Origin of the sequence: Streptomyces sp. WAC04114 (genome assembly GCF_019733245.1) — a bacterium.
Lineage (GTDB): Bacteria > Actinomycetota > Actinomycetes > Streptomycetales > Streptomycetaceae > Streptomyces > Streptomyces massasporeus_A.
The window spans coordinates 1-23,564 of record NZ_JAIGQA010000136.1; the positions used below are offsets into that span (position 1 = coordinate 1).

Consider the following 23,564-nt stretch of genomic DNA (forward strand, 5'->3'; position numbering starts at 1 on the left):
GTCGTGAGGGGGCCCGGGCGGGCTCGGCCGGGCCGCGGCGCGAGACCCCGACGGGGGCGGCGATGGCCGGTCGGCCGTACCGCTCGCCTACTGCCCGCAGGCACACCCGGCTGCCGCTGTGGCCTGGCTGGTGCAACAGCCGTCCCCGCCGGTGCCGGGGTCGGCGCTCTTGCCGAGGTTGTCGGCGTCAGCCTTCACGACGTAGACCTCCCACGGCTCCTTGCCGGGGCCGTGGACCCACACCTTGTCCTGGAGGGCGTAGCAGCAGGAGGTGTCGTTCTCCTCGAAGGTGGCCAGACCGGCGTCCCTGAGCCGGGTGGTGGCGGCGTCGACCAGGTCGGTGGATTCGACCTCGACGCCGAGATGGTCGAGGCGGGTGTCCTCGCCGGGCCCGCCCTCGATGAGCACGAGCTTGAGCGGGGGTTCGGCGATGGCGAAGTTGGCGTAGCCCTCGCGCCGCTTGGCCGGTTCGGTGCCGAAGAGCTTCGAGTAGAAGGTGATCGACGCTTCGAGGTCGCTGACGCGGAGGGCGAGCTGAGCACGGGACATGGCGTGGTTCCCATCTGCTTGCATTGATGACTATCGATACAAAGCTTGCACCTTGGATCGAGAGGCGTCAACATAGAAGAATGTCGAAGCAGGAACTTGTGGTGATCGGTCAGGACGGCGAGTCCGACGGCTGCTGCCCGGGGCTGGTGACAGCCCCGCTGGACGACGTCCAGGCGGCCGAGCTGGCGAAGCTCTTCAAGGCGCTGGGCGATCCGGTACGGCTGCGTCTGCTGTCGATGATCGCTTCGCGGTCGGGCGGTGAGGTCTGCGTGTGCGACCTGACCCCGGCGTTCGACCTGTCCCAGCCGACGATCTCGCACCACCTCAAGCTGCTCCGGCAGGCAGGACTGATCGACTGCGAGCGTCGCGGGACGTGGGTGTACTACTGGGTGCTTCCCGGCACCCTGGACCGGCTGTCCGCGTTCCTGGCGACTGCGCGGACGGCTGACGCTGACACTGACGTTGCGGCTGCGGCTGAGGTGACGGCGTGAGCGCATCGCTCGGACGCCGGGCCCTCGCCGAGGCGGTGGGCTCGGCCGCCCTGGTAACGGTGGTGGTCGGCTCCGGCATCCAAGCCACCGAGCTGAGCCACGACGTCGGCGTCCAGCTGCTGGCCAACTCCCTGGCCACCGTGTTCGGCCTGGGCGTGCTCATCACCCTCTTCGGGCCCGTCTCCGGCGCGCACTTCAACCCTGTGGTCACGCTCGCGGCGTGGTTCACCGGCCGCCGTACCCCGGACGGTCCGACCCTTCGGGACCTGGCCGCCTACCTCCCGGCGCAGATCGCCGGTGCCGTCGGGGGCGCGGTCCTGGCCGATGCCATGTTCGCCAGGCCCCTGGTGCAGTGGTCCACCCATGACCGCTCCGCCGGCCACCTGTGGCTGGGCGAACTCGTCGCGACGGCCGGACTCGTCCTGCTGATCCTCGGCCTCGCCCGCACCGGCCGGGCCCACGCCGCTCCCGTCGCCGTGGCGTCCTACATCGGCGCGGCGTACTGGTTCACGTCCTCCACGTCGTTCGCCAACCCCGCCGTCACCATCGGCCGGGCCTTCACGGACACCTTCGCCGGGATCGCACCCGGCTCTGTCGCCCCGTTCATCGTCGCCCAACTGGTGGGCGCCGCACTGGGGCTGGGCCTCGTGCTCATCGTCTTCGGACGCCCGGCACCGGCACCAGCAGCCCCCGCCGGCGCGCGGGCCGAATCCCCACTCGCCGCCCCCACATCTCCCTGACCTGTATGACTCCTCCGGAGGAAAGCGCATCCGCCATGACCACTGCTGCCGAACGACCGTCCGTTCTCTTCGTCTGCGTGCACAACGCCGGGCGCTCCCAGATGGCTGCCGCCTTTCTCACGCACCTCGCAGGCGAACGCGTCCAGGTGCGCTCCGCCGGATCGGCGCCCGCCGCGACGGTCAACCCGGCCGTCGTCGAAGCCATGGCGGAGGTCGGTATCGACGTCTCGGCCGAGGTCCCCAAGGTGCTGACGACCGAAGCCGTGCAAGCCTCGGACGTGGTCATCACGATGGGCTGCGGCGACACCTGCCCCGTCTTTCCCGGCAAGCGCTACCTCGACTGGGAACTCCGCGACCCGGCCGGGCAGGGCGTCGACGCCGTGCGCCCCATCCGCGACGAGATCGAGGAGCGCATCCGCGGCCTCATCGCCGAGATCGCACCGGCGGGCCGGGCGTGAGTCCTGAACCGTCTCTCTGTCGGCAGTCGCAACGTCCATGTCTGCTCGGCCGACTGCCCGGCCCGGACCGTCACAGACAGGACACCACTCCGCGTGCCGAACAGGGCCTGGTCCAGGAGGGCCTGGCTCATGCCAGAGACTCGAAGTACGCCTTCTGCGCGGGGTAGTAGTCCTCGAAGTCGGGTCGGGGCCCGTCCGTGCGCGAGGCGGTGAGCATGTCCAGGTAGTACTCCCAGCCGGGGCCCCTCGAGCCAAGCTGTTCCGTAGAGGTGAGGTGGTGGATCAGCCGGACGGGTCTGCCGCCCGCTCCGGCCGGGCTCGGTCGGCCGACGTCACGACGTAAGACTTCCGTCATCCGTAGCCGGGTACGCACCGGCCCTCCTGCCCCGTTGAATGGAGCAGAGGAAGCAGTCGGGAATCGAGGCGGGCATGGGGCGTGAACGGAAGACGTGGGGCAGGCCGTTGGTCATCGCGGTGCTGGTGGTGGTGATCGCCGGCGTCGGCCTGGGGCTGTACTGGTTCCAGCCGTGGAAGCTGTGGCAGGACGAAACCGTGCAGGAGGCCCTGCCCACTGCCGTGGCCCCGGCCCCTCCGGCCGGAGCACCCTCGGCGTCGCCCTCCGCGGCTCCCCGGCCCCGGACGCTGGCGGGTGGTGAACTGATCAGCCACGAGCACGCCACCTCGGGCAAGGTGAAGCTCGTACGGCTCGCCGACGGATCCCATGTCGTACGGCTGGAGGACCTCGACACCAGCAACGGCCCGGACCTGCGTGTATGGCTGACCGACGCGCCGGTGAAGGAGGGGCGGGCCGGCTGGCACGTCTTCGACGACGGCGCGTACGTCAGCCTCGGCAAGCTCAAGGGCAACAAGGGCAGTCAGAACTACACGGTGCCCGCCGACGTCGACCTCACCCGGTACACCAGCGTGAGCATCTGGTGCGACCGCTTCGACGTGTCCTTCGGAGCGGCCGAACTCGCGCGCACCTGACCTCGTCCGCAGGGCAGTCCGTCGGCCCAGCAGCGCTACGGCCATCACCAGGTCCTGGACCGCGTGTCCTTCACGGTCCGGCCTCAAGGATGTCTGTCTTCACCGCAACGAGGATGGACGAGCACCGATGCTCTCGGCGATCGTGGTGAACAAGGCCAGCCGCGAACCATCCGACCAGTTCTCCAGCCTTGCCCGGAGCCTGCCCTTCTCCCGGCCGGCCAACTGGAGTTGGCGGGACGAGCAGCAGCAGGTGTTCGCTCAGCACCGCGAGGAATGACGTGGGCTCTCGACACCCGTTTTAAGAGTTCGACCAAGGCTCGGCTCAGCCGTGCAGCTGCGTGGACGCCTCGGTTGAGCCGTACTGCGCCTCTGCGGTGGTGTGCGGGCTCTGACCGGCGAACTATTCACTGGACGGACTGAACGGCAGTCACCTGCTGGCCACTGCCGTTCTCCGTGTTTCCCCGCTGGGACAGCAGGCCCCCCTGAGTGAGGGAATGTCAGGCAGCCGCGGCGGCCAGCTTCGGGTTCGGGCCGTACCCGCTCGCTTCCGGCTTGCTGTCGCTGGCCAGGAAGACCAGCAGGACAATGGCGCCTACCAGCGGGACAAGGGCGATGAGCAGCCACCAGCCGGAGCGCTCGGTGTCGTGGAGGCGGCGGACGGCAACCGCGAGGCTGGGGAGCAGGACGGCGACCTCGTAGATCACGGCGATGACGCCGGTGCCGAGGGTGCTGATGTCGATGACCATCAGTACGACATAGATGAGCGAGCTGATGAGCGTGAACATCCAGTACTCCTGGCGGCGGGCGCGGCCGCTGAAGGTGGCGTACTTCTTGAGGACGTCGATGTACCAGTGCATGGGTCCCCCCAGGGACAAGAGCAGTGAGGCCTGACCGAAAAGAACAAGCCAGCGCGGAATGTAGATGGCTTGATTTCACTGGTCAAAAAGTTATCGGCCAGCGGCCGATCGGTGATCACAGTCAGGTGCATAGGGGCCAACTTCCCCTACTTTGTGATGCGTGAGTCCGTGACCTCAGCGCCAGTGGAGAAGGTCGTAACTCAGTCGGGCGAGTGGGCTGTTCCGCCTCGGCGGATAGTTGGCGCTGCCGTCTCACCGGATACCTGACGTCGCGCGTCTCGGCTTGGCTGCATGTGGGCCCGGCATAGATCCGTTGGCCTACGCTTCGGTTCATGGGGGCAATGACCTGGAGCGGTGTCCGAGAGCGGGTGGAGAGTCTGGCCCGTGCTGACAAGGCGCACGAGGCCTTCGGTGCGTGGGGCAGGCATGGAGGAACGGGGCACCAATTCCAGCTTGCTGATCCGCTGTCAGAGGCGGATGTCGCCGAGGCGGAGGCTCAGTGGGGTGTGTCGCTTCCCGCGGACTACCGGGCCTTCCTCCTCGAAGTGGGCGCCGGCGGTGCCGGGCCCTTCTATGGACTCACGACCCTGTCCCGCACAGATGCCGGGTGGCTGTGGAGTGACCCCGGCGGCGGAACCGTCCACGAGCGACTGCGCTTCCCTTGCCCGGATGTGGAAGAGAGCATGCGTGCTCAGGCCGAGCACGAGCGCAAGGAGCCCGTCGAGTCCGACTTCGACAACGAGGAAGCCTTCGACGCGGCGTATCGCGCCTGGCTGGAGGAGGACGAGGAGCTGTCCGACTGGCTCTTGTCCGGCGCGGTGTGCCTCAGCCACGAAGGGTGCGGCTACTTCGACTGGCTGGTCGTCTCCGGCCCACAGCGCGGGCAAGTGTGCGTCGACGAGCGTGCAGGGGACGGACGGTTCAGTCCCCTCGGGCGGGTCGGATTCGCTGACTGGTACCTCGACTGGGTCGAGAAAACTGAGGCTCTTGTGCGGCGTGGCCCCTAGGACGGGTGTTCACGTGCTCCAGGCTTGAAGGAGTCTGCGCAGGCGGGGAGTTCACACCCTGGCGGTGGGCCAACCGTACGAAGAGCACGGGGCGGGTCGCCCATGTCACGTGGATGCGGTCCTGGGGGATCGACACGGCGCAGGGCTCGGACCGAGGGCTCGCCGCGTCTCGATGCGTCCCTCGTACAGCCAATCCCATGCCTCGTCGGACGCTTCGGAATCCAGCGCCGGAGTGATCGCGCGCAAGGCGACCGCAAGCCCGCACTCCTGCGCCAGCTCGCCGGCCTCGGCGGCTGCACCCACCCGTTCCGCCTCGACGGCCACCGCACCGAGTGCGACCTGAACACCCGCACCGGCGAGGTCGGCAACGTCCTCCACCACCTCGACTCTGCCGGCCTCCCGGCCGGTCACCTCCTGGTCCGCCGCAACAACCGCGGCACGGCCCGCTGCGCGGCCTGTGTCGAGGTCTACCGCCGCGACACGTTCCACCTGATCACCTCCGGACCGCGCGGCGGCAAGGGGCGTCCCGAACGCGTCGCCGCACACCCGCGCGTCTTCGCCACCTTCACCGCACCGAGCTTCGGCCCGGTCCACAACCGCCCCACCGGCCCGGCCGGTTCGGTCCGCCGCTGCCGCTGCGGAGCGCTCCACGACCAGGACGATCCCGCACTCGGCACGCCGCTCGACCCGGACACCTACGCGACGTTCAGCTCGGCCCGCGGTACGGTGCCCGAGTCCTGGCCGTACTGGCCGTGTTGCCGCCGCTCGCCATGGCCACCACCAGGGACCTGCCGCAGCACATCGGCCGCTGGATCGCCTGGCCGGGCTACGTGTGGCTCGCATTGATGATGTACGTGTCGATCACGCTTCTCCTCGCCGAACCGCTTCGGCTCCTGGTCGCGTGTCGCGGCAAGTCTCGTCGTATCAGTGGCGGTGCCCGTGCCGAATCACTTCCGCAGAGCCATGCTCAGCCGCGCTTCGGCAGCCGGAACGCGCCGGTGAGCGTGAGCAGGCCGATGATCGCCAGGAGCTGATCAACTCGGTGGTGGAAGCCCGAACGGCACCCCATCTACCAACGACACGGCATCCACCGCGCCGACTACCCCATCCTCGACCTGCCCCCTTCGTGCTGTGGTCTGGGCTGTCGGATAACCGGTTTCACGTGATGCCGGACGGGTGCGAGACTCCGTCGCGTGCCTCGACCTGAACTCTCTGAGCTGGATTACCTGCGGGAGATCGAGCGGCTTGCCAGGGCGGTGACCGCTGCGGCGTCCGCCGAGGGCCACCTGTCTTACGCACCAGACCCGGACGATGCCACGCCCCTGCAGCGAGCGGTAAACGCACTTGCACGCGAGATCCGGCACTACCACTTTCCCGGCGACGGCTGTTTGCCCGAGGAGGACCGTCCACCGGTGCGGTTGGCGGGCGTGGTGGTGCTCCGGCCGACCTCCTTGCCTTCGGGTTTGGAGGAGTCCTACGAGGAGGCGTGTGCCCGTCTCGGTGTCGAAGCCCGCGCCGAGGGCTGGGCACTGTGGAACACCTGGGGTAAGGGCGGGGCGAGGGTCACCATGGTGGTCTCGTCGGTCGATACGACGCTGGGGTTGCTGGCGAACTGGGCGCGAGGCAGGGTTGTATACCCGGTGAGTCCGGTGCCGTCCCAGGTAGCTCAGATCCAGCAGGGATGGGCCGGACCTATGACGTTCTCACCGTGGGGCGCCGAACGCTTGGGCATCACAGGGCAGTGACCTGTGTGCATGGCTGATCCCGCGCCCTCAGCTTGGGATGCTTGGGTCCTCCGCGCTCGATTGGCGCGCTGACCTGGGTGCGCAGCCGATTGGCGCGCTGACCTGGGTGCGCAGCGGCGCCACGACATGTGGACGTGTTCGGTGAGTGACCGCTGTTCCCCGTGGCTCCCCGCGCTATCTGGCCCGGGGTCTGGCACGGTGACTACCGCGGCCCTGGCGGCTTGGGGACACCCTTGTCCATCAGCGCGCCCGAAGGGCCCCGAGCGGGCCGCGTACGTGCGCTTGCTGATGCACTGCCCCGGGTTCCGGGACTGCCGAGCGGTGAATGAGGCCGGTGAGGCCGTCGGCATGTGCGAGACCCGGGACCAGTTGTACGAGGAGTATCGCCGCGCTCGGCGCGTTGCTGTGACCTCCTGCGAACAGTCCGGCGCGACGTCTGGGGTCTCCCGTCGCACCTGTGTCCACACCCTGTGGACGTAAGCCCGCGGCCCTTGTGACGCGGAGGGGTGCTGATCTGGCGCGCACCCCGTACCCGCTCCGCGCAACAAGACAGCCCAGGTCTCTGACCTGGGCACTGAGCCTCGGCGAGCTCCTCCGCACTCCGCTCCAGAGCGCGCTCGGCGCTCTCCTGGCGCACCACGAGATAGCCGTCGTGGGAACCCCAAGTGCCCCTGGAGAAGCCCTCTCTGACGCCCAGCGCAAGCTCACTCACTGACAGGCAGCGGGGACCCGGCCTCGCAGCCCCCCGGCAGTTCATAACGATCAGGTGAATAACGCTAGCTCGAGGCAACCACACAACAGCTCCACAAGTCACACACCCGCAAGTCACAATGCAAGTCCCAGGGGGGACCATGAGCCAGCAGTACCCGCACCAGACCCAGCAGCCCGGCTACGGCGAGCCCCAGCAGCCCGGCTACGGCGAGCCGCAGCAGCCCGGCAGCAATGGCCTGGCCACCACCGCACTCGTCCTCGGCATCATCGCCGTCGTAGTCAGCTTCATCCCTGTCCTCAACGTTGTCGTATGGCCGCTCGCGATCCTTGGCATCATCTTCGGCGCCATCGGCCTCTCCAAGGCGGGCAAGGTCCGCAAGGGCAAGGGCGCCGGCATCACCGGCCTCGTCACGTCGGCCGTGGCGATCGTGATGTTCTTCGCCATGAACGCCCTGTTCTTCTCCGCCGTCGACAAGGCCAGTGAGGAGCTGGACAAGTCGTACGACTCCACCTCCGTCGGCGACGGTAAGTCCAAGACCGGCGGCGCCGAGGAGTCCGAGGTCATGAAGGACTTCAAGGTCACCAAGTGCGACGTGGTCACCGGTGACTTCGACATCAAGGAGATGGCGATCCACGTCGACTACGCCAACAACGGCGACCGCCGGTACTCGTACTTCGTTGAGGGCGAGGTCCTGGCCGATGGCAAGAAGGTCGGCGACTTCATGTCAACCGCCGAGAACCTCGCCAAGGGTCAGAAGTTCACCGACAAGGACGCTGGTGCGCTGGTGAACGCGGACGAGATCAAGGACGCCAAGAAGCTCGAGTGCAAGACCATCGAAGCGTCCCGAACGGCCTTCTGATCACTGACGTCACGCGACGCTGACCCCCACGCTCAGGCCCCGCCGCGCACTCCGCAGCGGCGGGGCTCGTTGCATCCTGGAGACCATGGAGTCGCAGCGCGGCACGCGGCGAGTGATCACAGCGGACAGCAAAAGGGCCCAGGTCTCTGACCTGGGCCTTCTTCGTGGAGCGGGTGACGAGAATCGAACTCGCGCTCTCAGCTTGGGAAGCGACGGCGCTTGCGAGGGTGCGTCGTGTCTGACCTGCGCCTACGCGGTTCGCATTCCCGTGCTTTCGGATTGGAGAGCGCCGCAATCGACCGTGATTCGCCGTCCTTACGGGCACGCCAAGGGCACGGCATCCGACAGAGGTGTTTCCGGGCCGCGGGCAACGTTCCTCTCCGCTCGCGCGCCGACAACGCACGAGCCGGCCGCGTGGGCCTTCACTCATGCGCCTCAGGAGAAATCGTCCAGGAGAAGCTGCCGGCGGGTGTTGGTGTCGATCAGGATCTACTGGGCCCGCTTGGGGTTGTCGGATCGGACCGCTTCGGTCATCGCAGCTCGCGCCGCCTCGGGGGGCGTGTCGGGTGGGACCACGAGCAGGGAGAAGTGGTCCTGGTCCCCTCGGGGCACGAGCGCGGTGTCGTCGCCCACGGAGAAGACGTCGATGTGCACCACACGGTCGTCGACGGTCATCCGCGTCGGCATGTCGTCCCAGGCCGCGGAGTCCAGGCCGATCCGTGTGATCGGCCCGAGGCGCCCGGTCAGTGCGCTGACCAGGCCGGGCAGTTCGGCGGCGAGATTCCTGGAACGGGGCCACCCGCCCCGTCGAGGATGCTCCGGCGTTCGTGAGTGGTGGTGAGCCGCAGGAGCGCCGTTCCGGGACGCATGGACTCGTGTGCCCCGTCCGCCGGCAAACCTGCCGGAAGCGGGTAATCGGGATCGGGCATCGTGCTCAACACCTGCCTGTTCGGAGCCTCCTCGCGTCCACGCCACTCCTGGAGTGTCAGGCGCGGTCGCTGAGCGCGTCGGTCATGATCGGTTCGGCCGCCTCATCGGTGGTGTCGGGCGGCACGACCAGCAGGTCCCAGCGGCCATGGCCGGGGGAGAGCAGGACGACGGTGTCCGGGGCGTGCGCTGCGACCGTCTTCCGCAGTCGCACGACCTGGTTGGCGACGAGCATCCGGCCAGGCGCCGCGGACCAGGCCGCTCCGTTCACCGTGACGCCGGTGATGTGTCCCCAGGCGCGTGGCAGTGCGGCGAGCAGCTGCGGAAGCTCCGCCAGCAGGTCGTAGGAGCGTGGCCACCACACGCCGTCGAGACGACGCGGCAGCGCACTGTGGGGCGCGAGGCGCAGGCGGAGGAGAGAGCGGGTGGGCGGCGAGGGTGGTGAGGGTGGCGCTGTGGTGATCATGGCGTTTCCTTCGGCGGGTTGTGGAGCGGTCGGTTCGGGTCAGGCCCGGCGGGCGGCAAGCCGGTCCGACGTGGGCGGTCACGGACCGCAACAGTTGCGGAGGCGGAGAGGGGGGCCCAGGGGCGTCCAGGTGCTCCGCCCTCGTCTTCCCACTGCTCCATCCGCCCCTGCTCGCGTACGGCCTCGTCCTTGACGTGGAGGCGTCGCTCGGCCGCCAGGAGCTCGCTCGCGGTGAGGTGCAGCGCGGGGTCGGCGGCCGCAGCCATGAGCCGTGCGGCCGTGGCGGCCTCGGTCCGGGACGGGACGACGAGCAGGTCCCAGCGTCCGACGCCGTACGAGAAGAGCCGGATCATGTGCGGGTCGAAACCGGAGGCGAACCACGCGGCCTTCACCGTGTGCCCGGGCACGGGCAGGTCACAGGGCGCCGTCGGCCAGGTGTCGCGGTGGGACGCCATGCGCGACACGCGTCCTCGCGTCGCGTCGAACGCCTCGGTGAGCTCAGGAAGTTCGGTCATCAGGTCGTCGGTGCGGGGCCACCAGGCGCCGCACACGGGACCGGGCGGGAAGGTCGGCGGGCGCAGGGCGAGCCGGGCAGGGCGCGGTGGCGTGCGTACCGGGCGGCTGGGGGCGCGGTCGCCGGCCCTCGGCGGTGGGCCCGTGCGGCTGTGCGGGTTCATGGTCGCCTTCCTGTCCTCGGGCGGCAGTCACACGACTGCCGGTGCTACCGGGCCGGCGTCAGCCAGGCTCGTCGGTGTGGGCGCGTCGTGCCTGGGTGTGGCTGGTGGCCAGCCAGGGCGCCCGGGCAAAGGGCTCTTCGCCGACATGCCCGGTGTCGACGGTGAGATGGAGCAGGGTGCCCTGCCCGTCGGGCCTCGCGGGGTAGCTGCGGGGCTCGTCGCAGCGGAGGTACCGGCGCAGCAGCTGCGCCACTCGTTGGGCGATGTCGGGGCTGGCGGCGATGATGCGGACCTCCGCGAGGTCGCCCAAGGAGAGATCACCATCGGCGGTCTCGTACGCCGGCGGATCTTCGCTTGTGTCGTGGGTGCTGCCGGTGCCGGTGCCGGTGCCGGTGCCGGTGCCTTGGCTGCGGCCGCGGCGGAGCGGCGCGGGCATGGACGTGACCTCTGTTCTGTCGGCCATTTCGGCCTCAACGCCCCGCCGGGTCGTGCGTGTTGTGCGTCGTCCGTTCCCGGTGGCGGCGGCTCGGTCGGCGGCGGCTGAGGGGCCGGGAAGGAACCGGCTGTAGGAACGCAAAGCGATCCTTTCGCTGTGTGCGGAGTTGAGCCGGTGGATCACGTACGCTCCCGCGGCGATGAGCACGAGGAGCGCGGCGATCGTGAGGGGGATGTCCATGGCGGTCACGACCTGACGATCGGTCGAACGCGAGAAGAGCTTGGGAGAAGCGGGCCCGCCGTCCCCCGGGCGCGTGGTGGCGCATGGGTGCCGGTGGTGCCGTTCGTGCTCGTGGCGCCGGTGGTGAAGAGCTGCAGTACGGCCCTGCGCGGGTAGGGCTCCGGCCACGCTTGGGCGGTGGCGAAGGAATCGAAGGCCGGGGCCATCGTGCTGACCTGTCTCCGGGAGCTCCTGCGCTGCGCGAGGCTTCCGGCGAAGTGTCTCGCCGAGGACGAGACCAGCGCGGAAGCCGGTGTGCGACATGCCCTCGGTACCTCCACCGTACTCCCGTGCGTCCTCAGCTGTCGGGAAGCGGACGGAACCGCCGTACCCGCCTCGGCGTTCTCGTCCACCGTCGGTCCCGAAGGGGGCACGGCCGCGGGAGTACGGTTGAAGACACCGAGGGCGTCGCGCGCCGACTCCGACACCGGTGCCGCTCTCGGCGACCGACGACGCCGGGCCGGGTCCGTCCGTGCCCGAGCAGGGCTTTCCTCATGACCGTGAACGTGCCGGCTGCGCCGACGACCACAGAACTCCTCGGGCGCCCCATCGGTTCGCACCGGCCCGCGACGCGGAAGCCCGGCCCGAGGCCGGAACGGGGCTCCTCGCCGCGGGAAGGGCAACGTGTCCGTCCGCTGACCCGGCGTCAGATCGAGGACCATCTGCAGGAACTGGGCGATCTGTACGCGGAGACGTCCGGCGGCGGCCCCTGGGTGTGGAACCAGGCCCGCAGCGCCTTCCTGCGGCGGCTTGCGGCCGACGCACGGCGACCGGGATTCGAGCTGCTGATCGCGGAGACCACCGAGCTGACCGGATGCGCCTACGGCTTCCCCGTACGCGGCGACGGCCCCTGGTGGGAGGGCTTCGACGGATACCTTCCAGGGCGGCTGCTTCGGCTTGCCGCGTCCGGACGCCTCTTCGTGATCTCCGGGATCCACGTCCCCTCCCAGGTACGCCGACAGAACCAGGACCGTGCCTGGAACCTCGCCCGGCGCCTGCAGAAACGGCTGCTCACCGACCACGGTGCCGCCGTCGCCGTCACGCTGGTGAAGCGCTCCGACCACAGGACCGTAGAGGCGCTGCGGTCCTGGGGATGGCGGTACATCGAAGGCGACACACCGCGGACGGCCCCGCTCGGCCCGTTCCGCGTCCTGGTCCTCGACACCTGAGCCCCCGGGTCCCGCCTCACCGGGGTCACCGCCTTCAGGGCGACGGCAGACGCAGGGCGAGGAGGGCCACGTCGTCGGTGCTGCCGGGCGGCATGCGGGCGGGCAGTTGGTCGCACAGCGTGTCCAGCGGTTCGTGGGCGAGAGCGAGCGCGTGGCGGCGCAGACGGGCGAGGCCGGTGTCCAGGTCGCTGCCGGGGATCTCGATCAGGCCGTCGGTGTAGAGCAGGAGAGTGGAACCCGGTGGAAGGGACTGCGCGGCGCTCGGCCGGCTGCCGCCGGTGCCCGGAGGGGCACCGAGGAGGAGCCCCTGTCCTGCTTCGAGGTACTTCGCCTGTCCATCCCGGGTCAGCAGAAGGGGCGGCGGATGCCCCGCGCTGGTCCACCGCAGCGTCCACGGACCGGTGTGCGGGTCGCCTTGGAGCAGGGCGAGGACAAGGGTGGCCATGGGAACGGTGGTGATGGCGGGCATGGCGTCGTCGAGGCGGTCGACGACGGCGCCGGGCGGGCCGCTGTGGTCCCAGGCCAGCGAGCGCAGGATGCCGTGCAGTTGCGCCATTCCGGCCGCCGCGGTCAGGTCGTGGCCCACGACGTCGCCGATGACCAGCGCGAGCGTGCCGTCCTTCCGCTCGAACGCGTCATACCAGTCGCCACCGACCTGGGAGCCGGCCGGAGCGGGCTGGTAGCGGGCGGCCAGCTGCAGGCGGCCGGGCTGGGGCAGTGGGGCGAGCAGGTTGCGCTGCATGGCCTCGGCGACGGCGCGCTGGCGGCCGAAACGGCGGGCGTTGTCGATGACCAGGCCGACCCGTCGGCCGATGTCGCTCACGACAGTCAGATCGTCGGTGTCGAAGGGGTGTGCCGGGTCCGTGCGCACCAGCGTCAGGGCGCCGGTGACCTGCCGCCCGGAGCTCAGCGGCACCGTGACGGCGGACCTCGCGCCGGTGGCCCTCAGGAAGCCGCTGTGGACGGTGGCCAGGGCGGAGGTGACCGGTGCGGCCATGTCCGCCTCGCGCTGGAGGACGGGATCACCGCCGTTCAGCACCTGGACCAGAGGCGAGCGGGCCTCCTCCTCGGCCTCGGGGAGGTGCTCCTGCCAGTCCTCCTGCGCGGCGTACCGGCCCTCTGGGCCCGTCACCGCCACACGGTGGACCTGTTCGGAACCGACCCGCAGGTCCACCGCCGCCCAGTCGGCGAGGCGGGGAACCAGCAGGCGGCCCAGCCGGGCGAGGGCCTCATCGGTCTCCAGAGTCTGACCGAGCACGTCGGTGATCTCCGCGACCAGCGTCAGCCGCTCGGTGAGGTCCTCCAGAGCACGTGTGTAGGCCGCACGCTCCCGACGCGCGCTGCGCTCGCCGGCGGCGTCGGTCAACAGCACGGCCAGGCCCATGAAGGCGCCGTCGTCCCGCAGGGGAGAAGCGGACCAGGAGATCGCGATCAGGCGACCGTCCCCACGCAAACAGATGTGGCCCTCCTCGCGTGCCTCGACCCTCTCGGCCACGGCCCGCAGCAGCGAGCACCGCTCCCGGGGGACCCTGCCGCCGTCCGCATCCCGGTGCAGCAGGTCGTGTGCGTCCTCCCCGAGCATCGCCGCGGCGGCGCGGCCCAGCAGCCGCTCGGCGGCCGGGTTGACCGACAGAAACCGTCCAGCGGGGTCCACCACGATCAGGGCCGTGCCCAGCTGTCCGACGACCTGCCGCCAGAAACCCGGCTCGGCCGCCGACCACCGCCGCCCCTCATCTCCGACACCCTCCACCACGCCGCCTCTCCAGTCATGGAAACCCCCTCCGCGGGCGCATCGGCAGACCGAGACACCGGTCGATCGACGGTTCCCCGACTTGGCTCGATCAACGCCGCGACCTTGCCTCAGGCCCATGGTGTACGACGCGTACGGATATCGGTCGCCGCCGAGCCGGTCGACGGCGTACGGCTGTCTTCGGCGTACGCCCCGCTCCGGAGCGGGGGCGGTACCGGTCCGCGCGGCACCAGCGCCAGTGTGGGGCCGGGCGCGGCGGCGCGGCCCTGTCACAGGAAGGCCATGCGTTCCCTCGGGGGCGGCCTGCCCCGCAAGCTCTTGGCGGTGCGGTTCCTGGCCGGTCACCAGTAGTAAGGGGGAACCGTGGTGGTCGGCCTTCCGAGCCCCTCTGCCCAGGGCAAGTCCGGCGGCAAGCTCTTGCCGCCACCGCGCAGAAGGGGCAGCCGCACGGCGGTGCGCACAACCGGCGGCAGGTGTCTGTGGTCCGCTGACATGTCGTCCGACGAGATCGAGGACCGGATCAGCGGCCTGCTCGGCGACCTCGGCGTGGGCCCAGCTCATGACATCCGCTACGGCCTCCCTGCGTCGCAGCCTGGCGACGGGCGGTTCGGGGGGAGCCGCCTGCGAAGGGCCGTGTACGCCTCATCCGCGAACTGCTGCTTTGTATAAGCGACTTCGCGGCCATGCCCCGCACCCCGAAGTGATCGCTTCATCTCGGCCTAGGGCACGCGGAGGGCGGAGCGAAAGTGGTCTAGACAACAAGCAAACCCCAGGCTGCTGACCTGGGGTTTCACTATGGAGCGGGTGACGAGAATCGAACTCGCGCTCTCAGCTTGGGAAGCTGATGTTCTACCATTAAACTACACCCGCGTAAGACGCCGACCGAGTCGGTGTCCGAGCGATCGCCACTTTACCTCATGTCAGGCCCCCGGTGTTGATGCCGCGGGGCCTGAGGGCGTTTCAGGCATGGGATGCGGCTGCGGGGGAACGGAGTTGGGGCGTACCGTGGTGGGGCGTGAGAGGGTCCGGGCGGGACCGGAGTGCCGCCTGGAGGGGCGTCCCTTTGATCCCGTACTGTGGCTTTTGTCGTCAGGCAAGCAGCAGCCAGACGCGGCTCTGGGGAAGGGACTCTGGGACTTGATGGAGCGCACCGTCGTCCGTTGTGCCGATGGGCACGTGTTCAGCACCGCTTCGTTCCCGATGCAGCAGGCCGAGCGGCTCGGCCCCGGGCGGCTGCTTCGGTGCCCGCGTTGTGCGCGGCTCCGGAGCGTGGTGCCCGTCAGCTATCAGAAGCGGTAGCGACAGCAGCGGCAGCCGCAGCGGCCATGGTTGCAGTGACGGCACGGCCGGTGCGGTAACGGACAAGCAGTAGGCAACAGGCACAAGGCGCGCGGAGACGTCCGGTTGTGGTCGCTCCGCGCGCCTTGCGTATCCTCGGGGCGTGCTTCTCTCAGACAAAGACATCCGGGCCGAGATCGATGCAGGGCGGGTGCGGATCGACCCGTACGACGAATCGATGGTGCAGCCGTCGAGCATCGATGTGCGCCTCGACCGCTACTTCCGGGTGTTCGAGAATCACCGGTACCCCCACATCGACCCCGCCATCGAGCAGGCCGACCTGACCCGGCTCGTGGAGCCGGAGGGCGACGAGCCGTTCATCCTGCACCCCGGGGAGTTCGTCCTCGCCAGCACCTACGAGGTCATCACGCTGCCCGACGATCTCGCCTCCCGGCTGGAGGGCAAGAGCTCGCTGGGACGCCTGGGGCTCGTGACGCACTCCACCGCCGGGTTCATCGACCCCGGCTTCAGCGGGCACGTGACCCTGGAGCTGTCCAACCTCGCCACCCTGCCGATCAAGCTCTGGCCGGGCATGAAGATCGGGCAGCTGTGCATGTTCAAGCTCAGCTCGCCCGCCGACTTCCCGTACGGCAGCGAGCGGTACGGGTCCCGGTACCAGGGGCAGCGCGGGCCGACCGCCTCCCGGTCCTTCCTCAACTTCCACCGGACCCAGGTGTGAGCGACACGAGCATGAGCGACGTACGGGAGAACCTCACCTACGAGAGGTTCGGCGTCGCCGTGCGCGAGCTCGCGCAGGCCATCGCCGACGACGGCTACGAGCCCGACATAGTCCTCAGCATCGCCCGCGGCGGCGTCTTCGTGGCCGGCGGGCTCGCCTACGCCCTCGACTGCAAGAACATCCACCTGGTGAACGTGGAGTTCTACACCGGCGTCGGGACGACCCTCGAGATGCCCGTCATGCTCGCCCCCGTCCCCAACGTGATCGACTTCTCGCAGAAGAAGGTGCTGATCACCGACGACGTCGCCGACACCGGCAAGACACTCAAGCTGGTGCGCGACTTCTGCCTCGACACCGTCGCCGAGGTGCGCAGCGCCGTCGTCTACGAGAAGTCCCAGTCACTCGTGAAGTGCGAGTACGTGTGGAAGCGCACCGACGACTGGATCAACTTCCCGTGGAGTGTTCTGCCCGTGGTACGTAAGTCCGGCGAGCCGATCACTCCGTCGAAGGAAGCGCTCTGAACTGCACTTATTACGTGGCTGAGCGCTGAAGGCAAGCGGCGCTCTGCCTCGTACGGCTCGCGGTTCGGATCGACGAACGTCTTCTCGGTCTTGAGGTGCTCGATGTCGATCTCGGTGACTGTCTCGTGCGGTTCAGTGAGTAGCCGGCGGCATCTCTCACCCTCGCGCGGAGTGGGCGCTACATAGAGCGCGGTGCGGCCACCGAGCACCCCCACGCATGGACGTGCCCAAGACCGCGAACCGGGGCAATAAGGTGGACGATGAGGTATCGATGCGGTCATACAGGACCCGTTCGATGTCAACCGTTCACTTCGATGCCCTGCCGCTCCCGGGCGGCCGAGCATGAGAATGGAGCCACCTCATGGCCGACGTCAACGTCGCGCTGCACGTACAGGTCGAGGCCCTGCCCGGCAAGGAGGAAGAGGTCGCCGCCTTTCTCCGTAAGGGCCTTGCCCTCGTCCAGGAGGAGCCCGGTACCGTCGCCTGGTTCGCCGTGCGCCTGAGCCCCTCCACCTTCGCCATCTTCGACGCCTTTCCCGACGACGACGCACGCCAGGCCCATCTCGCCGGCCGCCTGGGCAGCGCCCTGACGGAACGAGCCGACGAACTGTTCGCCAAGCCACCTTCCGTCGAGCGCCTCGACGTCCTCGCCCACAAGCTCCCCTGAAGAGCAGGCGGACTGGTCCACGACGGACGAGGCTTGCACGAGCAGGTGCTCGGAGGTCCGCGAGACGCTCACAGGCCCGCTGCTGACGGGCGACTCCTGACGTCTCGCCCTCGTCACGGGTTCAGGACAGGGGCAGAGACTGAGACGGAGACAGAGAGAGGGGCTCCCCGCGGGGAGCCCCTCTCTCGTGCCGCAGAAGATCAGACCGTGCCCAGCTTCACGATCGACAGCAGTGCGATCAGCTGGATCGCCGACGCGCCCAGCGCCTTCGGCCAGGGCAGGTCGTGGGAGCGGCTGACCATCAGGGTCAGCAGGGCGCCGCCCGCGATCCAGGTGGCCCAGCCCAGCAGCTGCACGAACGTCGCGTCGCCGCTCGCGAACATCGCGAAGACCAGGCGGGGCGCGTCCGTGAGGGACATGATCAGCATGGACAGGCCGACCGTGGGCTGCCAGGCGCCGTCGCCGCCGAGCTGGCGGGCCAGCGTGTGGGTGACCACGCCCAGGACGAACGCGCTCAGCACCATTGCGACGGCCGTCGTCAGGACGATCGGCACCGCGTTCGACAGTGTGGCGTTTATCGCATCCGCGCGGGCGCCGTCGAAGCCGAAGACGGCGAGCAGGCCGTAGAGGAACGTGACGATGAGGGCCGGGCCCCACATCGAGTAGTCACGCATCTGCAGGAACGTCTGGTTGGGGGCGAGGACGATCCCCCGGAGCAGCTGCTTCCAGTGCAGGCGCGGGCCGACCGGGCCGGGCGCCGGGGCCGCCGCGCCGGCGCGGTAGGTGTCGCCCTGCGTGTAGGGGTCCTCGCCGACCGAGAAGGCCTGGGTGTGGCCCGGGTTGTTGGCCGCGTACGGGTCGTGCGGACCCTGCGGGCCGGGTGGGTACGCGCCGTCGCCGAAGTACTCCGGCTCGCCCTGGCCGCCGTAGCCGCCGCCGTGCCCGGCGTTCGGCTGCGGCCACGAGGGGCCGCCGCCGCTGCCGTACGGCTGCTGCTGCGGGTACGGCTGCGGCGCCGGCGGGGAGCCGTACGACGGTCCCTGCGGCGTCTGCTGCCCGTACGGAGGGTTGTGCGGTCGCGTCTGAGGAGCGCCGTTGTTCCGGCCGCGTCCGATCCTGAATCCAGCCACGTCTTCGAACGTACCTGGTCCCTGGCGGTGGCGTGCCGGGCCCGGGCTTCCGGGCCCGGCTTTGCGGCCGAGCTGTGACATCCCTTAAGGGGAAGGGGCTTTGGGGGTCCGTGGGGTGTCAGGGTTCGGCCGTACGGGCCATGCCCCTGGCCGTGTACCGGGGCCCTGTACCGGGCCGTGTATCAAGCCCTGTCCCGGGCCGTGGGGCCGGGCCGCGGCGCATCGCCCCCGGGCCGGCCCCTTCCGGCCCGTTCGGGCCCGGTCAGTCGGCGAAGCCGCCGCCCAGCTCCGGCAGGGTGATCGCGCCGGTCTTCGTCGGGACCGTGCTCGTGCCGCGCATGAGGAGCGCGCCGCCCGCCGCGCCCACGGCGAGGTCCGCCCGGCCGTCGGCGGTCAGGTCGCGCAGGCGCAGCGTGTAGCCGAAGGCGGCGTGGGAGTCGGCCGGGCCGAGCACCGTCTGGGCGATCCACGAGGAACGCGCGCCGCTGAGGCCACCGGAGCCGCCGCGGAAGACGTGGACGCCGCCCTGGTCCGCCTTGCCGTCGACGTCCTCGTGCGGGACGCCCACCGCGAGGTCCGCGTAGCCGTCGCCGTTGGTGTCGGCGGCCGAGATCGCGTAGCCGAAGTTGTCATCGGCCTCGGGGCTGCCGGAGACGCCGGAGGTGGCCTGGGTGAGGGTGACCGAGGTGCCCGGGCCCGACGAGGTGCCGCGCCAGATCGTGACCGCGCCCTTGCCCTTGTCCTTGTCGGGCACGCCGAGGGCGATGTCGCCGTAGCCGTTCATGTCGAAGTCGCCGATCACGGGGCTCGGGTAGAGGCCCTGCTGCTGGTCGCTGAGCGTCTTGGACGCGCCCGAGGCGAGGCCGGAGGAGGTGCCCTTGAGGTACCAGGCGCGCTCGCGGATCTGGCTGCCGTTGATCTCCGTGCCGATGACGACCAGGTCGGTCTTGCCGTCCCCGTCGACCTTTCCGGCGGCGAGAGCGGAGGAGTACCAGCCCGCGGAGCTCTTGTCGATCTTGCTGACCTTGCCGGTGGTGCCCGACTTGGTGAACGGGCCGCGGTACAGCCATGCCTCCTCGCCGCCGATCACGGCCAGGTCGGGGGAGCCGTCGCCGGTGAAGTCGCCGGTCGCCAGGTCGCGACCGAAGTGACCGCCCGCGCCGCCGACGGGGGCGATGTTGGTGCCACCGGACAGGCCGGACTTCGAACCCCACAGGACGGTGACGGTGCCGCGGTAGTCGTCGCTGCCCACGTGCTCGGTGGGGTTGCCGACGACGAGGTCCGCGTAGCCGTCCTTGTTGAGGTCCGCGCTCGCGAGGGACGCGCCGAACTGGTCGTCCTCCTCGCCGGAGCCGGGCACGCCCGCGCTGTCCTGGTGGAGGTACTTCGGGTGGGCGGTGTCGAGGCCGGTTGCGGTGCCGTACACGACGGTGATCGTGCCGCCCGCGCGGTCGACGTCGTTGTAGCCGCCGTAGGCGAGGTCGCGGCGGCCGTCGCCGTTGAAGTCGTCGTAGTGCTTGGCGACCGCCGCGGCGGCGGGGCCGGTGAGGAACACGGGGGTCAGGCCGGTCGCCAGCAGGGCGGCGACCAGGGCGGTCGTGGTGGATTTGCGCATGGGGATCTCCTGGTTCGTCAGCCGATGAGGCCGGCGCCGAACGCGCTGTAGGAGCGGGTCCGGCCGAGGCTGCCGGGGCCGAAGGTGCGGGCGCCGTCGGTGACGGGGCCGGTGGCCGAGCCGCGCAGGGCGGTGATCGCGCCGATGCCCTCGTCCCCGAAACTGGCGGTCACGGCGAAGTCGGGGTGGCCGTCCTTGCTGACGCCGGCCAGCAGGACGTCGGAGCCGAAGTAGTCGGTGGCCTCGGCGGAGCCCGGCACGCCGGCGGTGTCCTGCGTGAAGGTGCGGGCGCCGGTGCGCGAGACGCCGGAGGCGGAGCCGTTCATCAGGATCGTGGCGCCGGTGTTCTCGATGCTGCCGACGTCCTCGAAGACGACGCCGATGGCGAGGTCGCCGTAGCCGGCCATGCCCTGGCCGTCGACCTTGGCGCGGGGGGCGGCGAAGTCCACCTCGCCGTAGCCGTCGCCGTTGAAGTCGGCCGTGGGGCCGGCGGCGGGTGCGGCGGTGGCCGTCGTCGCGGGCAAGGCCCTGAGCGGGCCGGTGGTGAGGGCCGTGGCCAGGAGGATGGTGCGCTTGCGCATCGGGATCCTCGTCGGTCTTCGGTCTTCGGTCTTCGGTCTTCGGTCGTCGGGTTGTCGGGTCGGACGTGGTGGTGATCAGGAGTTGAGCGCCGTGCCGTAACCCGGGGTGCCGGCCGTCGAGACGCCCGTGGTGCTCGGGCCGAAGCTCGTCGAGCCGGAGGTCGTCGGGCCGGTCGCCGTGGCGCGCAGGGACCAGACGGCGCCGTCGCCGGCGTTCTCGCCCGGCGCGGAGACGGACAGGTCGGCGCGGTGGTCGCCGGTGTGGTCGGTGAGCGTGACGCGCTCGCCGAACCGGTCACCCGCCTCGGAGGCACCCAGCACACCGGCGGTGTTCTGGGTGTACGACGTGGCGCCCTTGGTCGTCAGTCCGGACGCCGAGCCGTACAGCACGGTGACGGCACCGGCGGAGCTGTTCTCGCCCGCGGTGCCGATGGCCAGGTCGGCGCACCCGTCGCCGTTGATGTCGCCGAGCGAGATGCCGCTGCCGAAGCGGTCGCCCTTCTCGGCGGCGCCGGGCACACCGGCGGTGTCCTGGGTGAGGACGAGCGGGGCGCGGGTCGTGTCCCGGCCGTCCGGTCCGCCGTAGACGACCGTGACCTTGCCGCCGAGGGCGCCCGCCGGGTCGGCGGAGGTCTCGCGGTCGTTGCCGACGGCGATGTCGGCGTAGCCGTCCCTGTCGATGTCCGCTACGGCGGAGACGTACCCGGCGGGCAGGTTCTGCAGCCAGTCGGTGTAGTTGCTGATCTCCATGTCGGCCAGGGCGGTGACGGCGTCGTCGGTGCCTGCGGAGCGGCCGTGCATGATCACCCGGGGGTGGCCGTCGCCGGTGACGTTGCCGGAGGACAGGTGGGTGATGCCGTACGACGTGGACCACCTGTCCTTGCCCGAGCCAGAACCGCCGTTGTGCGCGCCGGTCTTGGTGATCGGGCCGGCGACGAGGGAGAGGGTGATCGGCCCCGTGGAGCCGACCGCCACGTCGGGGGCGCCGTCGTTGTCGAAGTCGCCCGCGGCGAGGGTCTGGCCGTAGCGGTCGTAGTCGGTGCTGAAGAAGCTGAACAGCGTGCGGGCCCCGGACAGGCCGGTCGGCGAGCCCCACACGATGGTGACCGTGCCGTCGTTGCTGTCGCTGCCGTCCTCGCCGGGCGTGCCGACGAGCAGGTCGGCGTAGCCGTCGGTGTTCAGGTCGGCGGAGGCGAGCGCGGAGCCGAAGGCGTCGTCGACCTCGGCCGTGCCGGGCATGCCGGCGGTGTTCTGGGTGAGGAGCGTGCGCGTGGAGCTCTTCGGGCCGCTCGAGCTGCCGTAGACGACGCTCACGGCGCCCGCCTTCGCCTGCCCGGCGACCGTGGCGCCCGGCGCGCCGATCGCGAGGTCGGTGCGGCCGTCGCCGTTGAAGTCGTAGGGGGCGGCGGCCGGCGCGGCGTGCGCGGCCGGGGCGGAGAGGGTGAGAGCGAGCGGGGTCAGGGCCGCGGCGAGGACGGTGGAAGCGATACGGGTGCGCATGGGGGTAGGTGCCTCACGGGGAAGTCGACGGGGCGTCACTGGGCGATGGCGGAGCCGAAGTTGGCGCCGTACTTGAGGGCGATGGCGGCGGTGGTGATGCCCTGCGCGCCGGTGGTGGTCAGGCCGGAGGCGGAGCCGCGCAGGAACCACAGGCCGCCCGTGGAGTTCTCACCGTCGACACCGACGGCCAGGTCGGCCTTGCCGTCCTTCGTCACGTCGGTCAGGTCGACGGCGGACCCGAAGCTGTCCCAGGACTCGGCCGACCCGGGCACACCGGCGGTGTCCTGCGTGTACGACTTCACGCCACTGGTCTTCAGACCGGACGCGGAGCCGAACAGCACGGTCACCGAGCCGGCGTTCTTCGCCGAGCCGACGTCCTCGCCCGGGGCGGCGACGGCGACGTCGGCGTACCCGTCGCCGTTGATGTCGCCGGTGCTCACCGACGTGCCGAAACCGTCGTCCGGTTCGCCCGCGCCGGGCACACCGTCCGTGTCCTGGTGGATGACGGTCGGCTGCTGTGCCGGGTCGGGGCCGTTCGGACCGCCGTACCAGACGGTGATCTGGCCGCCCTTGTGGCCGACGGGCTTGGGCTCGTACGGGTCCGTGGAGTCGCCGAGGACGAGGTCGCCGTAGCCGTCGTGGTTGATGTCGCCGATCGCGCCCTGGGAGCCGTCGGCGTTGGGCAGCTCGGTCATCTTGTGGGCCGTGCCGTTGTAGCGGAAGTAGAGGATCTCGCCGCCGGGGTCGCCGTCCACGGCGAACGGGTAGACGCGCTCGGCCGCGCCGTCGCCGGTGAGGTCGCCGGCGATCACCGCGGACGTGGTGCCGAGTTCACCCACGCGGGTGTGGGTCAGCGGGCCTCCCGTCTTGGTGAAGGGACCCTGGTAGAGGCGGGTGTGGCTCTGTCCGGTGAGGGTGACGTCGGTGTCGCCGTCGCCGTCGAAGTCGCCGGTCGCGATGCCCTGGGAGAAGCCGCCGTATTCGGAGAGGGTGGAGGGCTGCGGCAGCCCCTTGCCGCCGGCCAGGCCCGACTTGCTGCCCCACAGGACCGTGCCGGAGCCGATGCCGTCCCGGTCGCCGACGCTTTCGTTGGGGGCGCCTACGACGAGGTCGGAGTAGCCGTCCCGGTCCAGGTCGCCGGCGGCCAGGGAGGCGCCGAACAGGTCGCCCGACTCGGCGGTGCCGGGCACGCCCGTGGAGTTCTGGGTGATGACGGCCTTGCGGGTGGCCGACACACCGGACGCCGAGCCGTAGAGCACGACGAAGGCACCGGCGCAGGAGGCCGAGCCGACGGTGGTGCATGGGGCGCCGGTCGCGATGTCCCGGTAGCCGTCGCCGTTGAAGTCCCCGGCCAGGCCGGAGGGGGCGGCGGTGGCGGGGGTGGTGGTCAGGAGGCCGGTGGTGAGGGTGGCGGCCAGGAGGAG

25 protein-coding genes, 1 tRNA gene and 2 pseudogenes are annotated in these 23,564 nt (G+C 70.2%); 14 read left to right on the plus strand and 14 right to left on the minus strand.

The window, feature by feature from the left end; translation table 11 throughout:
- Positions 1 to 87: 87 nt before the first annotated feature.
- The gene (locus K4G64_RS28230) at positions 88 to 549 is read right to left on the minus strand and encodes an ArsI/CadI family heavy metal resistance metalloenzyme (protein WP_221758802.1); all 462 of its coding nucleotides are present in this window, start codon (positions 547 to 549) and stop codon (positions 88 to 90) included.
- Between the two features lie 80 nt (positions 550 to 629).
- Between K4G64_RS28230 and K4G64_RS28235 the strand changes: the two genes are divergently transcribed.
- From K4G64_RS28235 to K4G64_RS28245, 3 genes are read left to right on the plus strand one after another with little or no spacing between them, the layout of a single operon-like run.
- Positions 630 to 1,040, plus strand: coding sequence for a helix-turn-helix transcriptional regulator (locus K4G64_RS28235; protein WP_221758803.1), 411 nt, complete (start codon positions 630 to 632; stop codon positions 1,038 to 1,040).
- Positions 1,037 to 1,780: an MIP/aquaporin family protein gene (locus tag K4G64_RS28240; protein WP_221758804.1), complete on the plus strand. Its 744-nt coding sequence runs from the start codon at positions 1,037 to 1,039 to the stop codon at positions 1,778 to 1,780. Before K4G64_RS28235 ends, K4G64_RS28240 begins: the two co-directional genes overlap by 4 nt.
- 35 nt (positions 1,781 to 1,815) lie before the next feature.
- Complete coding sequence (locus tag K4G64_RS28245; RefSeq protein ID WP_221758805.1) at positions 1,816 to 2,238, plus strand: arsenate reductase ArsC; 423 nt, start codon at positions 1,816 to 1,818, stop codon at positions 2,236 to 2,238.
- A gap of 127 nt (positions 2,239 to 2,365) precedes the next feature.
- Here the strand turns inward: K4G64_RS28245 and K4G64_RS28250 are convergent, their stop codons facing one another.
- Positions 2,366 to 2,593, minus strand: coding sequence for a hypothetical protein (locus tag K4G64_RS28250; RefSeq protein ID WP_260461094.1), 228 nt, complete (start codon positions 2,591 to 2,593; stop codon positions 2,366 to 2,368).
- A 74-nt stretch (positions 2,594 to 2,667) separates the two neighbouring features.
- Between K4G64_RS28250 and K4G64_RS28255 the strand changes: the two genes are divergently transcribed.
- A complete protein-coding gene (locus K4G64_RS28255) occupies positions 2,668 to 3,225 on the plus strand; it encodes a DM13 domain-containing protein (protein WP_221758806.1) in 558 nt (185 codons plus the stop codon).
- A gap of 127 nt (positions 3,226 to 3,352) precedes the next feature.
- A complete protein-coding gene (locus K4G64_RS28260) occupies positions 3,353 to 3,502 on the plus strand; it encodes a hypothetical protein (RefSeq protein WP_260461095.1) in 150 nt (49 codons plus the stop codon).
- Between the two features lie 220 nt (positions 3,503 to 3,722).
- On the opposite strand, the gene K4G64_RS28265 is transcribed toward K4G64_RS28260, so the two are convergent.
- Complete coding sequence (locus K4G64_RS28265) at positions 3,723 to 4,082, minus strand: DUF805 domain-containing protein (protein WP_221758807.1); 360 nt, start codon at positions 4,080 to 4,082, stop codon at positions 3,723 to 3,725.
- A 332-nt stretch (positions 4,083 to 4,414) separates the two neighbouring features.
- Here K4G64_RS28265 and K4G64_RS28270 point away from each other — a divergent pair, with 332 nt between their 5' ends.
- The 5 genes and pseudogenes from K4G64_RS28270 to K4G64_RS28290 all read left to right on the plus strand — a co-directional run bounded on the left by K4G64_RS28270 (position 4,415) and on the right by K4G64_RS28290 (position 8,405).
- Positions 4,415 to 5,089, plus strand: coding sequence for an SMI1/KNR4 family protein (locus K4G64_RS28270; protein ID WP_221758808.1), 675 nt, complete (start codon positions 4,415 to 4,417; stop codon positions 5,087 to 5,089).
- Between the two features lie 219 nt (positions 5,090 to 5,308).
- Positions 5,309 to 5,788: pseudogene (locus K4G64_RS40565) on the plus strand (replication initiator); the annotation flags it as partial.
- A 71-nt stretch (positions 5,789 to 5,859) separates the two neighbouring features.
- Positions 5,860 to 6,123, plus strand: a complete 264-nt coding sequence (locus K4G64_RS28280; protein WP_221758810.1) for a hypothetical protein — start codon at positions 5,860 to 5,862, stop codon at positions 6,121 to 6,123.
- A 159-nt stretch (positions 6,124 to 6,282) separates the two neighbouring features.
- Complete coding sequence (locus tag K4G64_RS28285; protein WP_221758811.1) at positions 6,283 to 6,834, plus strand: hypothetical protein; 552 nt, start codon at positions 6,283 to 6,285, stop codon at positions 6,832 to 6,834.
- Positions 6,835 to 7,685: 851 nt separating this feature from the next.
- Positions 7,686 to 8,405 (plus strand): DUF4190 domain-containing protein, encoded by a 720-nt coding sequence (locus K4G64_RS28290; RefSeq protein ID WP_221758812.1) that lies wholly within the window; start codon positions 7,686 to 7,688, stop codon positions 8,403 to 8,405.
- A 489-nt stretch (positions 8,406 to 8,894) separates the two neighbouring features.
- Here the strand turns inward: K4G64_RS28290 and K4G64_RS28295 are convergent.
- The 4 genes and pseudogenes from K4G64_RS28295 to K4G64_RS41140 all read right to left on the minus strand — a co-directional run bounded on the left by K4G64_RS28295 (position 8,895) and on the right by K4G64_RS41140 (position 11,160).
- Positions 8,895 to 9,334, minus strand: a pseudogene (locus K4G64_RS28295) (DUF5994 family protein).
- Positions 9,335 to 9,390: 56 nt separating this feature from the next.
- On the minus strand, positions 9,391 to 9,798 hold the full coding sequence (locus K4G64_RS28300) for a DUF5994 family protein (protein WP_221758813.1): 408 nt from the start codon (positions 9,796 to 9,798) through the stop codon (positions 9,391 to 9,393).
- Positions 9,795 to 10,475: a DUF5994 family protein gene (locus K4G64_RS28305; protein ID WP_221758814.1), complete on the minus strand. Its 681-nt coding sequence runs from the start codon at positions 10,473 to 10,475 to the stop codon at positions 9,795 to 9,797. The genes K4G64_RS28300 and K4G64_RS28305 overlap by 4 nt, the downstream gene beginning before the upstream one ends.
- A 58-nt stretch (positions 10,476 to 10,533) precedes the next feature.
- Positions 10,534 to 11,160: a hypothetical protein gene (locus tag K4G64_RS41140; protein ID WP_308122516.1), complete on the minus strand. Its 627-nt coding sequence runs from the start codon at positions 11,158 to 11,160 to the stop codon at positions 10,534 to 10,536.
- A gap of 524 nt (positions 11,161 to 11,684) precedes the next feature.
- On the opposite strand from K4G64_RS41140, the gene K4G64_RS28315 reads away from it, so the two are divergent.
- A complete protein-coding gene (locus K4G64_RS28315) occupies positions 11,685 to 12,359 on the plus strand; it encodes a hypothetical protein (RefSeq protein ID WP_221758815.1) in 675 nt (224 codons plus the stop codon).
- Between the two features lie 34 nt (positions 12,360 to 12,393).
- Here the strand turns inward: K4G64_RS28315 and K4G64_RS28320 are convergent, their stop codons facing one another.
- Together K4G64_RS28320 and K4G64_RS28325 are read right to left on the minus strand one after the other, a co-directional pair.
- Positions 12,394 to 14,112, minus strand: coding sequence for a SpoIIE family protein phosphatase (locus K4G64_RS28320; protein WP_308122517.1), 1,719 nt, complete (start codon positions 14,110 to 14,112; stop codon positions 12,394 to 12,396).
- A 793-nt stretch (positions 14,113 to 14,905) separates the two neighbouring features.
- A tRNA-Gly gene (locus tag K4G64_RS28325) sits at positions 14,906 to 14,979 on the minus strand.
- A gap of 571 nt (positions 14,980 to 15,550) precedes the next feature.
- Here K4G64_RS28325 and dcd point away from each other — a divergent pair.
- The 3 genes from dcd to K4G64_RS28340 all read left to right on the plus strand — a co-directional run bounded on the left by dcd (position 15,551) and on the right by K4G64_RS28340 (position 17,314).
- A complete protein-coding gene (dcd, locus tag K4G64_RS28330) occupies positions 15,551 to 16,126 on the plus strand; it encodes a dCTP deaminase (protein WP_030846430.1) in 576 nt (191 codons plus the stop codon).
- Between the two features lie 11 nt (positions 16,127 to 16,137).
- Positions 16,138 to 16,647, plus strand: coding sequence for a phosphoribosyltransferase (locus K4G64_RS28335; RefSeq protein ID WP_221758824.1), 510 nt, complete (start codon positions 16,138 to 16,140; stop codon positions 16,645 to 16,647).
- Positions 16,648 to 17,008: 361 nt separating this feature from the next.
- On the plus strand, positions 17,009 to 17,314 hold the full coding sequence (locus K4G64_RS28340; RefSeq protein ID WP_221758816.1) for a putative quinol monooxygenase: 306 nt from the start codon (positions 17,009 to 17,011) through the stop codon (positions 17,312 to 17,314).
- A 200-nt stretch (positions 17,315 to 17,514) separates the two neighbouring features.
- Here the strand turns inward: K4G64_RS28340 and K4G64_RS28345 are convergent, their stop codons facing one another.
- From K4G64_RS28345 to K4G64_RS28365, 5 genes are all read right to left on the minus strand, one after another.
- Positions 17,515 to 18,525 (minus strand): Yip1 family protein, encoded by a 1,011-nt coding sequence (locus tag K4G64_RS28345; protein ID WP_221758817.1) that lies wholly within the window; start codon positions 18,523 to 18,525, stop codon positions 17,515 to 17,517.
- A 181-nt stretch (positions 18,526 to 18,706) separates the two neighbouring features.
- Positions 18,707 to 20,059, minus strand: a complete 1,353-nt coding sequence (locus tag K4G64_RS28350) for an FG-GAP and VCBS repeat-containing protein (RefSeq protein ID WP_221758818.1) — start codon at positions 20,057 to 20,059, stop codon at positions 18,707 to 18,709.
- 17 nt (positions 20,060 to 20,076) lie between these two features.
- Entirely contained in the window at positions 20,077 to 20,640 is a 564-nt protein-coding gene (locus K4G64_RS28355; protein WP_221758819.1) for a hypothetical protein, read from the minus strand.
- A gap of 75 nt (positions 20,641 to 20,715) precedes the next feature.
- On the minus strand, positions 20,716 to 22,140 hold the full coding sequence (locus K4G64_RS28360) for an FG-GAP-like repeat-containing protein (protein WP_221758820.1): 1,425 nt from the start codon (positions 22,138 to 22,140) through the stop codon (positions 20,716 to 20,718).
- Between the two features lie 35 nt (positions 22,141 to 22,175).
- Positions 22,176 to 23,564 (minus strand): FG-GAP-like repeat-containing protein (locus tag K4G64_RS28365; RefSeq protein WP_221758821.1); only part of this gene is annotated, 1,389 nt, incomplete at its 5' end.